We start from the raw sequence: 12,376 nt of genomic DNA on the forward strand, positions 1-12,376 counted from the left end.
GCCCAGTGTGCCCCGGCAGAGGTGAAGCCCCCGTCAAGGCCGGGGCACGTCACTCCTCGCCGGCGAGTGTCAGCGAGCGCAGCTTCTGACCGGCGTACCAGGTGGCCAGAGCCGTGACGGCCACCAGCAGGACCGTCGCCGTGGTGAGGCCGACGTCCGAGGTCACCATGTCGGCGCCGGACACCTTCTGGGCCACGGCCAGCGCCCACTGCTGGACGCTCAGCGTGCGCGCGCCCGGCACCAGGGAGCCGAACAGGGCCTCCCAGACCAGCGCGTAGACGAGCCCGAACACCACCGCGTGCCGGGAGACCGTGCCGAGCAGCAGGAACAGGGCCGCGTACGCGATGGACGCGACCAGCGCGGCCACCGTGTAGGCGACGGCGATCTGCTGGCCGTTGCCGTTCAGGATGAAGCCCGCGATGAGCGTCGGCACCGCGGAGAACACCATCGTCACCGCGATCGCGACGATCAGCTTGGTGAAGATGATCGTGGGACGTTTGATCGGCTTGGACAGCAGGTACACCACCGAGCCGTCGTCGATCTCCGGCCCGATCGCGCCGGTCCCGGCGATGACGCCGATGATCGGCACCATCGTGGCGAGGGCGAGGCCGCCGAGCAGGTTCGCCGCCGTCTGGTCGTCCGCCCCGGCGAGGAAGCGCACCACCACCGAGATGGCGATGAGCAGCAGCGGCAGGGCTCCGAGGACAAGGGCCCGGCGCCGGCCGAGAAGGGCCCGGTAAGTGAGCCGGGCGACTGTGGGGTCGTACATCAGGGCCTCCTACGCCGCGACCAGGTACGAGAAGACGGACTCGAGGGACTCGTCGGACGGCGAGACCGTGAGCAGCCGGATGCCGTGGTCCCTGGCGACCCGTGGCAGCAGGGCCGTGAAGCGGCCGAAGTCGACGGCCTGGATGCGCAGCGCGCCCTCGGCGAGGTCGACCTCGATGCCGGATGTCGACGGGTCGGCGATCAGCGCGGCCGCGAGGGCACGGTCGTCGCTGGAGCGCACCAGGTAGCGGTGCGGCCGGTCGGTCATCAGGCGGCGGATCTTGCGGAAGTCGCCGCTGGCGGCGTGCCGGCCGGCGACGACGACCTCGATGTGCCAGGCGAGTTGCTCGACCTCTTCGAGGATGTGGGACGAGAACAACACCGTGCGGCCCTCGTCGCCCATGCGCCGCAGCAGGTCCATGAGCTGCATGCGCTGGCGCGGGTCCATGCCGTTGAAGGGCTCGTCCAGCAGGAGCAGGGAGGGGTCGTGCACCAGGGCGGAGGCCATCTTCACGCGCTGGCGCATGCCCTTGGAGTACGTCTGGATCTTGCGGTCCTGCGCGTACTCCATCTCGACCGTGGCGAGCGCCTTCTGGGCCGCCTTGGCGCCCAGGCCGTGCAGCTCCGCGTTGGCGAGGACGAACTCCTTGCCGGTGAGGAAGTCGTACATCGCCTCCCGCTCGGGGACGACGCCGATGTGCTGGTAGATCTGCTCGTTGCGCCACACCGGCCGGCCGTCGAGGGTGACCGAGCCGGTGGAGGGGGCCAGGAAGCCGCCCATCATGTTGATGAGGGTGGACTTTCCGGCGCCGTTGGGGCCGAGCAGGCCGGTGACGCCGGGGCCGACGGTCATGGTGATGTCATTGACGGCGACCACGTTGCCGAACCAGCGGGAGACGTGGTCGATGGAGAGCGTGGTCACATTCCCACCTTCTTGTAGCGGCGCATCAGCAGGCCGTAGCTCGCCGCGATGAGGCTCAGGGCGACGAGGACGAAGACGACGCCCTCGGCGTTGCTCGGGCCCACCCCGCCGGGGAAGGCTGAGGTCGCGCCCAGGAACGCGGACTGCACGCCGTCGACGATCGTGATCGGCGAGAACAGCCCGATCCACGGCACGGCGTCGCCGCTGCCCTGTGCGTCGGCGATGGCCTGGAGGGTGGAGACGGCGCCGTAGGTGATGGTCAGCACCGCGATCACGGCCGCGATACCGAAGCCGCGGCGCGGGGTGAAGGACGCGATGACCAGGCCGATGCCGGCGAACAGCAGTGAGAGCAGTGCCACGGAGACCAGTCCTTGTGCGAATCCCTTGGTCTGGTCCGCGAAGTCGAGCTTGGCCAGCAGCGCGCCCACGTAGAGGACGAGCAGGGGACCGGCGGTGAGGATGAACAGCGCCGAGGCCAGCGCCGCGAACTTGGCGCGGACGTAGTCGGCGGTCTCGATGGGCCGTGAGAAGTACAGCGGTACGGTCTTGAAGCGCAGGTCGCGCGAAACGGACTGGGGTGCCTGCGAGGCGACGTACAGGCTGATGACCGCCTGCATGACGATCGCGTAGCGGGTGTAGTCCACGGGCAGGGCGTTGGCCTTGGTGAAGACCGCGACGGCGACCATGATGGCCGCGGGCACGCACATCACCACGAACAGCAGCATCGGCAGCACCTTGGACTTGACCGAGCGGCCGAGGCCGTAGGCGCCGCGCAGGGACTGCGAGTACAGGGAGCGGCGGGCGTAGGCGCGGCCCAGCCGGGGGCCGTCGTAGCTGCGGTAGCCGATGTTGTGGATGCGGGTCTGGTCACCCGGCGCCGGGGCGGATGTGCCCGTGGAGTACTCAACGGCCATGGCCGACCGCCTCCTTCCGCTGCTCGTGCTGGTCACTGGTCGTGAAGACCTCGGAGATGTGGTGCCGGCGCTGCTCCATGCGCACCAGGCCGAGGCCGAGGTCGGCGATCACGTCCCGGACCAGGTCGTACGTCTCCTCGCCCTGGGCGGTGAGCAGCAGGACGTGGCCGGCGCCCGGCAAGCCGCTGCCGTCCTCGACGCTCACCCCGCGCGCGTGCAGCGCGTCGCGCATCGCGCGGGTGCCGTCCGGGTGCTCGTCGGTGTCGGTGACCTCGATCGCGAGGGTCGTCGTGGTCTGGGTGAAGTCCGTGGTGGAGCTGGAGCGCAGGAGCTTGCCGCCGTCGACGACGACGACGTGGTCGCAGGTGCGCTCGAGTTCGCCGAGCAGGTGCGAGGTGACCAGGACCGAGATGCCGAAGTCGGTGTGGATACGGCGGATCAGGCCGAGCATCTCGTCGCGGCCGACCGGGTCGAGGCCGTTGGTCGGCTCGTCGAGGAAGACCAGCTGCGGGTCGTGGACGAGGGCCTGGGCCAGTTTCACGCGCTGCTTCATGCCGGTCGAGTAGCCGCCGATGGGACGGTAGCGCTCCTCGTACAGGCCGACGTGGCGCAGGGTGTCGGCGGTGCGCTCGCGCGCGGCCGTGGGCGGCAGGCCGGACATCCGCGCCATGTGGACGACGAACTCGGTGGCCGAGACGTCCGGCGGCAGGCAGTCGTGCTCGGGCATGTAGCCGACCCGCTCGCGGATGTCGGCGCCCTTGGTGGCGACGTCGAGGCCGAGCACTTCGGCGCGGCCCTCGGTGGCGGGGGACAGACCCAGCAGGATCTTGATCAGTGTGGACTTGCCGGCTCCGTTGGCTCCGACGAGTCCGGTCACACCGGGCCCGACGTCCACGGAGAGCCGGTCAAGCGCGGTCACCCTGGGGAACCGCTTGCTCAGGCTTTCGGTCGCGATCACAGTCACGCTTCGAAGGTAGGGGCCGCGAGCGTGGCGGTCGTCACTCCGCAGAGCTGTCTTCGGGTCAACCTGGAGTAGTACTGGCCCTTAGGGGGCCTGGTTCCTGAGAGTTACCACGACCGGGAAGCAGCTATTGACGAACTTTCTAACAACTGCCAGATTCGCCGGATGACGTTGCTCACGGGCGCGCGGGAGCGCAGGGTACCGACCGGCGAAGTCGAACTGTGCGTGGCCGAGCTGGGTGATCCGGGGCGGCCGACGGTCGTCCTCGTGCACGGCTACCCCGACAGCAAGGAGGTGTGGTCGGAGGTCGCCGCACGGCTCGCCGGGGACTTCCACGTGGTCGCCTACGACATCCGCGGACACGGCCGGTCCACGGCCCCGCGGCCCCTGCGCGGCGGATTCACGCTGGAGAAGCTGACGGACGACTTCCTGGCCGTCGCGGACGCGGTCAGCCCGGACCGGCCGGTGCATCTGGTCGGGCACGACTGGGGGTCGGTGCAGGCCTGGGAGTTCACCACCGCCGGGCGCACCGAGGGCCGCATCGCCTCCTTCACGTCCCTGTCCGGGCCGTCCCTGGACCACTTCGGCCACTGGATCAACAGCCGTGTGAAGCGGCCCACCCCGCGCCGGGTCGGCCAGCTCCTCGGGCAGGGGGCCAGGTCCTGGTACGTGTACCTGCTGCACACGTCCGTGCTGCCCGAGCTGGCCTGGCGGGGCCCGCTCGCCAAGCGCTGGCCCCGGGTTCTGGAGCGCGTCGAGAAGGTGCCCCGGGGTGACTACCCGACCGCGTCCCTGCCCTCGGACGCGGCACACGGGGCCTGGCTGTACCGGGACAACGTACGGCCCCGGCTGCGCAGGCCACGCCCGGACGCGTACGCCCACGCGCCCGTGCAGATCGTGACGCCGCTGGAGGACCGGTTCCTGTCGGAGCGCCTCCACGACGAACTGGAGCGGTGGGTTCCGCAGCTGACGCGCAGGACCGTTCAGGCGGGGCACTGGATCCCACGCACCCGTCCGGATCAGCTGGCTTCATGGATCGAGGAGTTCGTGACGTCCGTGGAGAGCGGGGGCACCCCGGTGACGGCGAGCGGCAGGCACGCCGAGCGGTTCGGCGGGCAGCTCGTGCTGGTCACCGGGGCGGGCAGCGGCATCGGGCGGGCGACGGCGCTGGCGTTCGCCGAGGCCGGCGCGCGGGTGGTGGCCGTCGACCGGAACGGGGAGGCGGCGGCCCGCACCGCCGAGTCGTCCCGCCTGGCGCGCGCCCCCGAGGCCTGGGCGGAGACGGTCGACGTCTCCGACGAGCAGGCCATGGAGAAGCTCGCCGAGAAGGTCACCACCGAGTACGGCGTGGTGGACGTCCTGGTGAACAACGCCGGGATCGGACTGTCCGGTTCCTTCTTCGACACCAGGCCGGAGGACTGGAAGAAGGTCCTCGACGTCAACCTGTGGGGTGTGATCCACGGCTGCCGGCTCTTCGGCGGGCGGATGGCCGAGCGCGGGCAGGGCGGCCACATCGTCAACGTGGCCTCGGCGGCGGCGTATCAGCCGTCCCGGTCGCTGCCCGCGTACAGCACCTCCAAGGCGGCCGTGCTGATGCTCAGCGAATGCCTGCGTGCGGAACTCGCGGGGCAGGGCATCGGTGTGACGGCGGTCTGCCCCGGCTTCGTCAACACCGCAATCACGTCCACGGCGCACTTCGCCGGGGTCGACGCCGACGAGGAGAAGCGGCTCCAGCAGCGCGCCGCCCGCCTGTACGGGCTGCGGAACTATCCGCCGGAGAAGGTCGCCGCCGCGATCCTGCGGGCCGTGGCACGCAACGACGCGGTGGTCCCGGTCACGCCGGAGGCGCGGGGCGCGCGCTGGCTGTCGCGGTTCGCGCCGGGGGTACTGCGGGGGATCGCGCGGGTGAAGCCTCCGGTATGACCCCAAGGCACTTGATGCGAAGGCCAGTTGTCCACAGTTTCGCCAATTCCCCTGTGGATAACACCACTTGGCTGTGGATCAAACCTCAAGGGGAAACTCAATCGCGTGATTCGGGTCTCTTCCATGCCCTAGTCCGACCGAGAGACGGCGACCGGCGCTTTCCCGTGCCGCGCTGACCTGGTGTGCAGGACGAGCCGCTCACGGTGACTTGTTTCACGTGAAACACGAGCCACCCGAAGCGCTCCCTTAGGCTCGTTGCCATGAGTCTGCGTCTGAGCACCGTGATCCTCCCTTACCGCCGCTGGCAGGAGGGCGGCCGTGCGGTCTGGACACGCGCCGAGCAGCTCGGCTTCCACACCGCCTACACCTACGACCACCTGTCCTGGCGCAGCTTCCGGGACGGCCCCTGGTTCGGTGCCGTACCGACCCTCACCGCCGCCGCGACCGTCACCGACCGGCTGCGGCTGGGCACGCTGGTGACCTCACCGAACTTCCGGCACCCGGTGACCCTCGCCAAGGAGCTGATCTCCCTCGACGACATCTCCGGCGGGCGGGTCACGCTGGGTATCGGCGCGGGCGGCTCCGGCTTCGACGCCACCGCGCTCGGCCAGGAGCCGTGGTCCCCGCGCGAGCGCGCCGATCGCTTCGCCGAGTTCGTCCCGCTGCTCGACCGGCTGCTCAGCGAGGACGCCGTGTCGTACGAGGGCGACTTCTACTCGGCACACGAGGCACGGAACATCCCCGGCTGTGTGCAACGCCCCAGGCTGCCGTTCGCGGTGGCCGCGACCGGGCCGCGCGGGATGCGGCTCGCCGCCCGGTACGGGCAGGCGTGGGTGACCACCGGAAACCCCAAGCTGTACGAGAACGGCACTCCTGAACAGTCGATTCAGGCCATTCGCGGGCAGGCGGAGAAGCTCGCCGACACCTGCGCCGAGATCGGCCGGGACATGACCGACCTCGACAAGGTCCTGCTCACTGGATTCACCCCGGACCGCGGCGGCCCGCTCCAGTCCCTGGACGCCTTCGTCGACTTCGCCGGCCTGCACATGGAACTGGGTTTCACGGAGATCGTGATCCACTGGCCCATCCCCGACTCGCCCTTCGCGACGGACGAGAAGGCGTTCGAGCAGATCGCCATGGAGGCGCCGGCGCAGTTGCGCTGAGGGCCCTCGGACGGCTCCGGGGCGGCCCCTGTGGGAGTGCCCCGGGAGAGTTCCTGGTGAGGCCGGTATCCACTCACCTGTGCGGACTCCCGCACGCCCGTGCAGGCATATGCGGGACAATGGCCGGGTGACCTCAGCGACCCGACAGCCCCAGACCGCGGCCGAGACCCTCCCTCCGCGGCTGATCGCCACCGACCTCGACGGCACCCTGCTGCGCGACGACAAGTCGGTGTCCCCCCGTACGGTGGCCGCGCTGGCCGCCGCCGAGGAGGCGGGCATCGAGGTCTTCTTCGTCACCGGCCGCCCGGCCCGCTGGATGGACGTCGTCAGCGACCACGTGCACGGCCACGGCCTCGCGATCTGCGGCAACGGCGCCGCCGTGGTCGACCTCCACGGCGGCCCCGGCTCCCACCGGTTCGTGAAGGTACGGGAGCTGGAGCGGGCGAACGCGCTGGACGCCGTACGGCTGCTGCGTGATGCGGCTCCGGGCACGGTGTACGCGGTGGAGCAGACGTACGGCTTCTACCAGGAACCGGCCTACCCGAAGCTGCACATGGAGATCCCCGACAGTCTCGCCCCGGCGGAGGAACTGCTGTCGCCGGGCCACCGCGCGGCCGCGGAGCCGGTGCTGAAGATCCTGGCCTACCACCCCGAGATGGATCCCGACGCGTTCCTGACCCTGGCCCGGCTGGCCATCGGTGACCGTGCCAACGTGACCCGTTCCAGCCCCAGCGCCCTGCTCGAGATCAGCGGTCCCGGAGTGTCCAAGGCCAGCACGCTCGCCCTGTGCTGCGCCGAGCGCGGCATCTCGCACGAACAGGTCGTCGCCTTCGGTGACATGCCGAACGACGTCGAGATGCTGACCTGGGCGGGCCGGTCCTACGCGATGGGCAACGCCCACCCGGACGTGATCGCCGCGGCCTCGGGACGAACTGTCGCGAACAACGAGGACGGGGTGGCGGTCGTGATCGAGCAGCTGCTCACGGAACTGCCGTAGCTGTCGCGACCGCGGCCTGCGGCTCTGTGGCTGCGGTTCGGCTGTGGCTGCGGTTCGGCTGTTGCTCTCGCCGGGGTCAGAGCGACACCCCTCGCGCCGCCAGCCACGACACCGGATTCACGGACGAGCCCATCTCCGGCGTGAGCCTGGCCTCGAAGTGCAGGTGCGGTCCGGTGGAGTTGCCCGTGCTGCCCGACTGGCCGATCCACTGGCCGGGGCTGACGCGCTCCCCCTGGTCGACCGCGACGGACGCGAGATGGGCGTACTGCGTGTAGTAGCCGCCCTCGTGACCGACCACGATCTCGATGCCGAAGGGCCCCCCGCAGGACACCTTCACCACCCGGCCCGCTCCCACAGCACGTACCGGCGTGCCGATCGGCACCGCGAAGTCCTGCCCGGTGTGCCGACTCGACCACCGCGCACCGCCGCTGCCGTAGGACGCGGACAGCTCGTACGTCCCCACGGGCGCGACCCACGCGCTCGTGAACTCCGTCTCCGACTGGTCGAGCCGCACGGCCCCACGGCACGCCCCGGCGGCGACCGAGGCGTCCGCCTGCCCCTGGAGCCGCGAGCGTGCCGCTTCCAGCTTCTGCTCGATGTCCGCCTTGAGCCCTGCGAGTTGCGTGTTCCGCTTCTCCAGCGCCTGCCACAGGACCGCGGCCTTGGCCTCGTCCGCGGCGAGCCGTGCCTCGGCCCGGCGGCTCTTGGAGATCGCGTTGTTCACGGCGAGGTTCGTCTGCGAGAAAGCGTGCTGACCTCGCATCAGGTCCTCCGGGCCGTCGGCGAGGATCAACTGCGCCGCCACCGGCAGGCCGCCGCTGGAGCGGTACTGGGCACGGGCGATCCTGCCCAGGTCCTCGTGCAGGGCCGCGATGTGCCGCCGCTGACCGTCCAGGAGTTTCTCGGCCCGCTGGGCTCTGACCCGTTGCTCCTCGGCCTCCTCGCGCCCCGCCTCGTACTGCTGCGTCGCCACCGCGGCCTCCTCGTACAGCCGCGCCACCTCGGCGCTGAGGCCCGAGTCCCCGCCGGTGCCTCCCCCGGGTTCCTTGTGCGCCTCCGTCGGCCGGGCCGCGAGGACCGCCAGCGCGCACAGCAGAATTGGGACAATCAGCCGATGGCGGCGATATGAGCGCATGTCAGCGATCTTCGCCCAAGCCGGTCGCCCCGGCCCTGTTCACGTCGTACGGCTGGGGGACCAGCTGCCTCGAACGGCTCAGTGCGGCACCGGTCGTGTCTCCGCTAAGGCGCGGCCACCAGCGACTCCGACGCCGCCTCCCGCTCCGCCATCTCCCGCAACGGCCCGTCCACGGCCACCAGCTCCGCGTACGTCCCGCGCTGCACGACACGTCCCTGGTCCAGCACGATCACCTCGTCCACCGCCTCCAGACCCGCCAGCCGGTGCGTGATGAGCAACGTCGTACGGCCCTCGGTGGCCGCCAGCAGGTCGGCGGTGAGCGCGTCGGCGGTCGGCAGGTCCAGGTGCTCGGCGGGCTCGTCGAGCACCAGGACGGGGAAGTCGGCGAGCAGCGCCCGGGCCAGCGCCAGCCGCTGCCGCTGCCCTCCCGACAGCCGGGCCCCGTGCTCGCCGACGAGCGTGTCGAGCCCGTCGGGCAGGCCGTCGGCCCAGTCCATCAGCCGGGCCCGGCCGAGCGCGGCACGCAGTTCGTCCTCGGTGGCGTCCTTCTTGGCGAGCAGCAAATTCTCGCGCAGTGAACTGTCGAAGAGGTGCGCGTCCTGCGCACACAGCCCGACGAGCCCCCGTACGTCGTCCCCGTGCAGCGCCAACGCGTCCACCCCCGCCAGCGTGTACGAGCCCGCGTCCGCGTCGAGGAAGCGCAGCAGCACCTGCGCCACCGTCGTCTTGCCGGAGCCGGAGGGTCCGACCACGGCGACGCGGCGGCCCTCTTCAAGGGTCAGGTCCAGCCCGGCGAACGCGTCCCGGTCCTGTCCGGCGTGCCGCGCGGTCAGCCCTCTGACGGCGACCGGGAACGGCGACGCGGGCGCCTGCCGGGGGTGCTCGGGTTCCTTCACAGGCTCCGGCGCGTCCAGCACCTCGTACACCCGCTCGGCGCTCCGGCGCACTCGTTGCCGGTACTGCACGGCGAGCGGCAGCCCGAGCACGGCCTCGAAAGCGGCCAGCGGGGTGAGGACGACGACCGCCATGGTCACGCCGCCCAGCCGCCCAGCCGCGACCGCCTGTGCGCCGACCAGTGCGGCGGCCGTGACGGTCAGGCCGGAGATCAGCGCGGTGAACCCGTCGCCGAGTGCCGTGGCGGTGGCGGCGCGCGAGGCGATCCGGGTGAGCACCCCGTCGGCCTCGCGTGCCTGCGCGGTCCGCGCGGGGAGGGCACCGGCGACGGTCAGCTCCGCGGTTCCGGTGAGCAGATCGGCCACCCGCGTCGCGAGCACCCCGCGGGCGGGCGCCAGCCTGTGCTCGGCCCGCCGCGCGACGGCACCCGTGACGAGCGGCACGCCCGCCCCCGCCGCCAGCAGCCCGGCCGCGAGCACGGCCCCGGCCTCGGGCAGCAGCCACGCCGTGAACCCGACGGACGCGGCCGACACGACGACGGCCGCACCGGCCGGCAGCAGCCACCGCAGCCAGTAGTCCTGCAACGCGTCCACGTCCGCGACCAGCCGGGACAGCAGATCGCCCCGGCGGGTCCGGCGCAGCCCGGCGGGCGCCAGCCGCTCCAGCCTGCGGAACACCGCGACCCTGGTGTCCGCCAGCATCCGCAGCACGGCGTCGTGCGAGACCAGCCGCTCGGCGTACCTGAACACGGCCCGCCCGATCCCGAAGGCCCGCGTCGCCGTCACGGCCACCATCAGATACAGCACGGGCGGCTGCTGCGAGGCCCGCGAGATCAGCCACCCGGAGGTGGCCATGAGCCCCACGGCACTCCCGAGCGCGAGACTCCCGAGCAGCAGGGCGAGTCCCAGGCGCCCGCGCCGGGCACCGGACATGGCGCGGACGCGCGCGAGGACATCGCCCGAAGCAGGCGCGTCGACGAACTCGGCCGGGGCGGACGAAACGGGCAGCTCGGCCTCGGCGGAACGTGCTCCCTGCATCGCGGCGGGCGCCGTGGCTACCGCGGCGGCCTCGGCCTCGGCCAGCCGCACCACCCGGCCCGCCACCCCCAGCAGCGCCGGCCGGTGCACCACCAGCAGCACCGTCCGCCCGGCCGCCAGCCGCCGTACGGCCGCCACGACCTCGGCCTCGGTGGCCCCGTCCAGTGCGGCCGTCGGCTCGTCGAGCAGCAGCACGGGCCGGTCCGCGAGGAACGCCCGGGCCAGCGCGAGCCGCTGCCGCTGCCCGGCGGACAGCCCGGCCCCGTCCTCCCCGAGCACGGTGTCGACACCCTCGGGCAGCGCGTCCACGAACTCCAGCGCCCCGGCGTCCCGCAGCGCCTGCCGTACGGCGTCGTCGTCGGCGTCGGGCCGCGCCAGCCGTACGTTCTCGGCGATCGTCCCGGCGTACAGATGCGGCCGCTGCGGCACCCACGCGATCCGGGACCGCCACTGCTCCAGGTCCACGTCGGCGAGGTCGACTCCCCCGACCCGCACCCGTCCCTCGGCCGGTGGCACGAACCCGAGCAGGACGTGCAGCAGCGTCGACTTGCCGGCACCGCTCGGCCCGACCAACGCGACCGTCTCCCCGGGCTCGACGGTGAAGGACACGTCCGATACGGCGTCCGCCGACCGCCCCGGGTAGCGGACGGTCACTCCCTCGAGAGCCAGCGCACCCGCCGGCACGGCCCCGGAACCGGACGCCGGAACGGGCGTCTCCAAGACCTCGAAGATCTCCTCGGCCGCGGCGAGCCCCTCCGCCGCCGCGTGGTACTGCGCCCCGACCTGCCGCAACGGCAGATACGCCTCCGGCGCCAGGATCAGGATGACCAGGCCGATGTACAGGTCCATCTCGCCGTGCACCAGCCGCATGCCGATCGTCACGGCGACCAGCGCCACTGAGATCGTCGCGAGCAACTCCAGCGCGAAGGAGGAGATGAAGGCGATCCGCAGCGTCCGCATGGTCGCCTGCCGGTACTCGCCGGTGATCCGCCGGATCGACTCGGCCTGAGCCTTTGCCCGGCCGAACACCTTCAGCGTCGGCAGCCCCGCCACGACGTCCAGGAAGTGACCGGACAGCCGCGAGAGCAGCCGCCACTGACGGTCCATCCGGGACTGGGTGGCCCAGCCGATCAGCACCATGAAGACCGGGATGAGCGGCAGGGTGCCCACGATGATGGCCGCGGAGACCCAGTCCTCGGTGACGATCCGCGCCAGCACCGCCACCGGCACGACCACCGCGAGGCCCAACTGTGGCAGATACCGCGAGAAGTAGTCGTCGAGGGCGTCGACACCCCGGGTGGCCAGGGCGACCAGCGAACCGGTCCGCTGTCCGCTCAGCCAGCCCGGCCCCAGCTGAGCGGCATGCTCCAGCAACCGCCCCCGCAGCTCGGACTTCACCGCCGCGCTCGCCCGGTGCGCGGCGAGCTCGGTGAGCCAGCCGACCAGCGCCCGGCCGACCGCGACGGCGGCCAAGAGCAGCAGGGGAGTGCCGAGTTCGGACACCGCCGTACGGTGCTGGAACGCGCCGACCACCACCTCGGCGATGAGCATCGCCTGGGCGATGACCAGTCCCGCCCCGATCGCCCCGAGGGCGATGACCGCCACCAGGAAGACCCGGGTGGCACGGGCGTACCGGAGCAGACGCGGATCGATTGGTTTCAC

At 71.7% G+C, this 12,376-nt stretch carries 9 protein-coding genes; 3 read left to right on the top strand and 6 right to left on the bottom strand.

All coding sequences use genetic code 11. The annotated features are described in order from the left end of the window. Window positions 1-49: 49 nt before the first annotated feature. Genes V8690_RS20670 through V8690_RS20685 form a run of 4 tightly spaced genes read right to left on the bottom strand, consistent with a single transcriptional unit; the run spans window position 50 to window position 3,562 of the window. Window positions 50-769, bottom strand: a complete 720-nt coding sequence (locus V8690_RS20670; RefSeq protein WP_338780952.1) for an ABC transporter permease — start codon at window positions 767-769, stop codon at window positions 50-52. A gap of 9 nt (window positions 770-778) precedes the next feature. Further along, complete coding sequence (locus V8690_RS20675) at window positions 779-1,690, bottom strand: ABC transporter ATP-binding protein (protein ID WP_338780954.1); 912 nt, start codon at window positions 1,688-1,690, stop codon at window positions 779-781. Further along, window positions 1,687-2,604: an ABC transporter permease gene (locus tag V8690_RS20680; RefSeq protein ID WP_338780956.1), complete on the bottom strand. Its 918-nt coding sequence runs from the start codon at window positions 2,602-2,604 to the stop codon at window positions 1,687-1,689. Before V8690_RS20680 ends, V8690_RS20675 begins: the two co-directional genes overlap by 4 nt. Next, window positions 2,594-3,562: an ABC transporter ATP-binding protein gene (locus tag V8690_RS20685; RefSeq protein ID WP_338785408.1), complete on the bottom strand. Its 969-nt coding sequence runs from the start codon at window positions 3,560-3,562 to the stop codon at window positions 2,594-2,596. The genes V8690_RS20680 and V8690_RS20685 overlap by 11 nt, the downstream gene beginning before the upstream one ends. Before the next feature lie 168 nt (window positions 3,563-3,730). Here V8690_RS20685 and V8690_RS20690 point away from each other — a divergent pair, with 168 nt between their 5' ends. The 3 genes from V8690_RS20690 to V8690_RS20700 all read left to right on the top strand — a co-directional run bounded on the left by V8690_RS20690 (window position 3,731) and on the right by V8690_RS20700 (window position 7,648). After that, on the top strand, window positions 3,731-5,488 hold the full coding sequence (locus tag V8690_RS20690) for an SDR family oxidoreductase (RefSeq protein WP_338780957.1): 1,758 nt from the start codon (window positions 3,731-3,733) through the stop codon (window positions 5,486-5,488). 260 nt (window positions 5,489-5,748) lie between these two features. Next, window positions 5,749-6,651 carry an LLM class flavin-dependent oxidoreductase gene (locus V8690_RS20695; RefSeq protein ID WP_338780958.1) on the top strand — a complete coding sequence of 301 codons (903 nt, stop codon included), beginning with the start codon at window positions 5,749-5,751 and terminating at the stop codon, window positions 6,649-6,651. A 109-nt stretch (window positions 6,652-6,760) separates the two neighbouring features. Next, entirely contained in the window at window positions 6,761-7,648 is an 888-nt protein-coding gene (locus tag V8690_RS20700; protein ID WP_338780959.1) for a Cof-type HAD-IIB family hydrolase, read from the top strand. Window positions 7,649-7,724: 76 nt separating this feature from the next. Here V8690_RS20700 and V8690_RS20705 read toward each other — a convergent pair whose 3' ends face one another. Continuing rightward, window positions 7,725-8,783 (bottom strand): peptidoglycan DD-metalloendopeptidase family protein, encoded by a 1,059-nt coding sequence (locus V8690_RS20705; RefSeq protein WP_338780960.1) that lies wholly within the window; start codon window positions 8,781-8,783, stop codon window positions 7,725-7,727. A 104-nt stretch (window positions 8,784-8,887) separates the two neighbouring features. Then, window positions 8,888-12,376, bottom strand: a complete 3,489-nt coding sequence (cydD, locus tag V8690_RS20710) for a thiol reductant ABC exporter subunit CydD (protein ID WP_338780961.1) — start codon at window positions 12,374-12,376, stop codon at window positions 8,888-8,890.

The sequence above is a fragment of the Streptomyces sp. DG1A-41 genome (genome assembly GCF_037055355.1).
Lineage (GTDB): Bacteria > Actinomycetota > Actinomycetes > Streptomycetales > Streptomycetaceae > Streptomyces.

Bases quoted from the DNA above. Each gene is read 5' to 3' on its own strand.
- V8690_RS20700 (WP_338780959.1), top strand. From the start codon at position 6,761: ATGCGGGACAATGGCCGGGTGACCTCAGCGACCCGACAGCCCCAGACC.
- V8690_RS20670 (WP_338780952.1), bottom strand. From the start codon at position 769: ATGTACGACCCCACAGTCGCCCGGCTCACTTACCGGGCCCTTCTCGGC.
- V8690_RS20690 (WP_338780957.1), top strand. From the start codon at position 3,731: ATGACGTTGCTCACGGGCGCGCGGGAGCGCAGGGTACCGACCGGCGAA.
- V8690_RS20695 (WP_338780958.1), top strand. From the start codon at position 5,749: ATGAGTCTGCGTCTGAGCACCGTGATCCTCCCTTACCGCCGCTGGCAG.
- V8690_RS20705 (WP_338780960.1), bottom strand. From the start codon at position 8,783: ATGCGCTCATATCGCCGCCATCGGCTGATTGTCCCAATTCTGCTGTGC.
- V8690_RS20680 (WP_338780956.1), bottom strand. From the start codon at position 2,604: ATGGCCGTTGAGTACTCCACGGGCACATCCGCCCCGGCGCCGGGTGAC.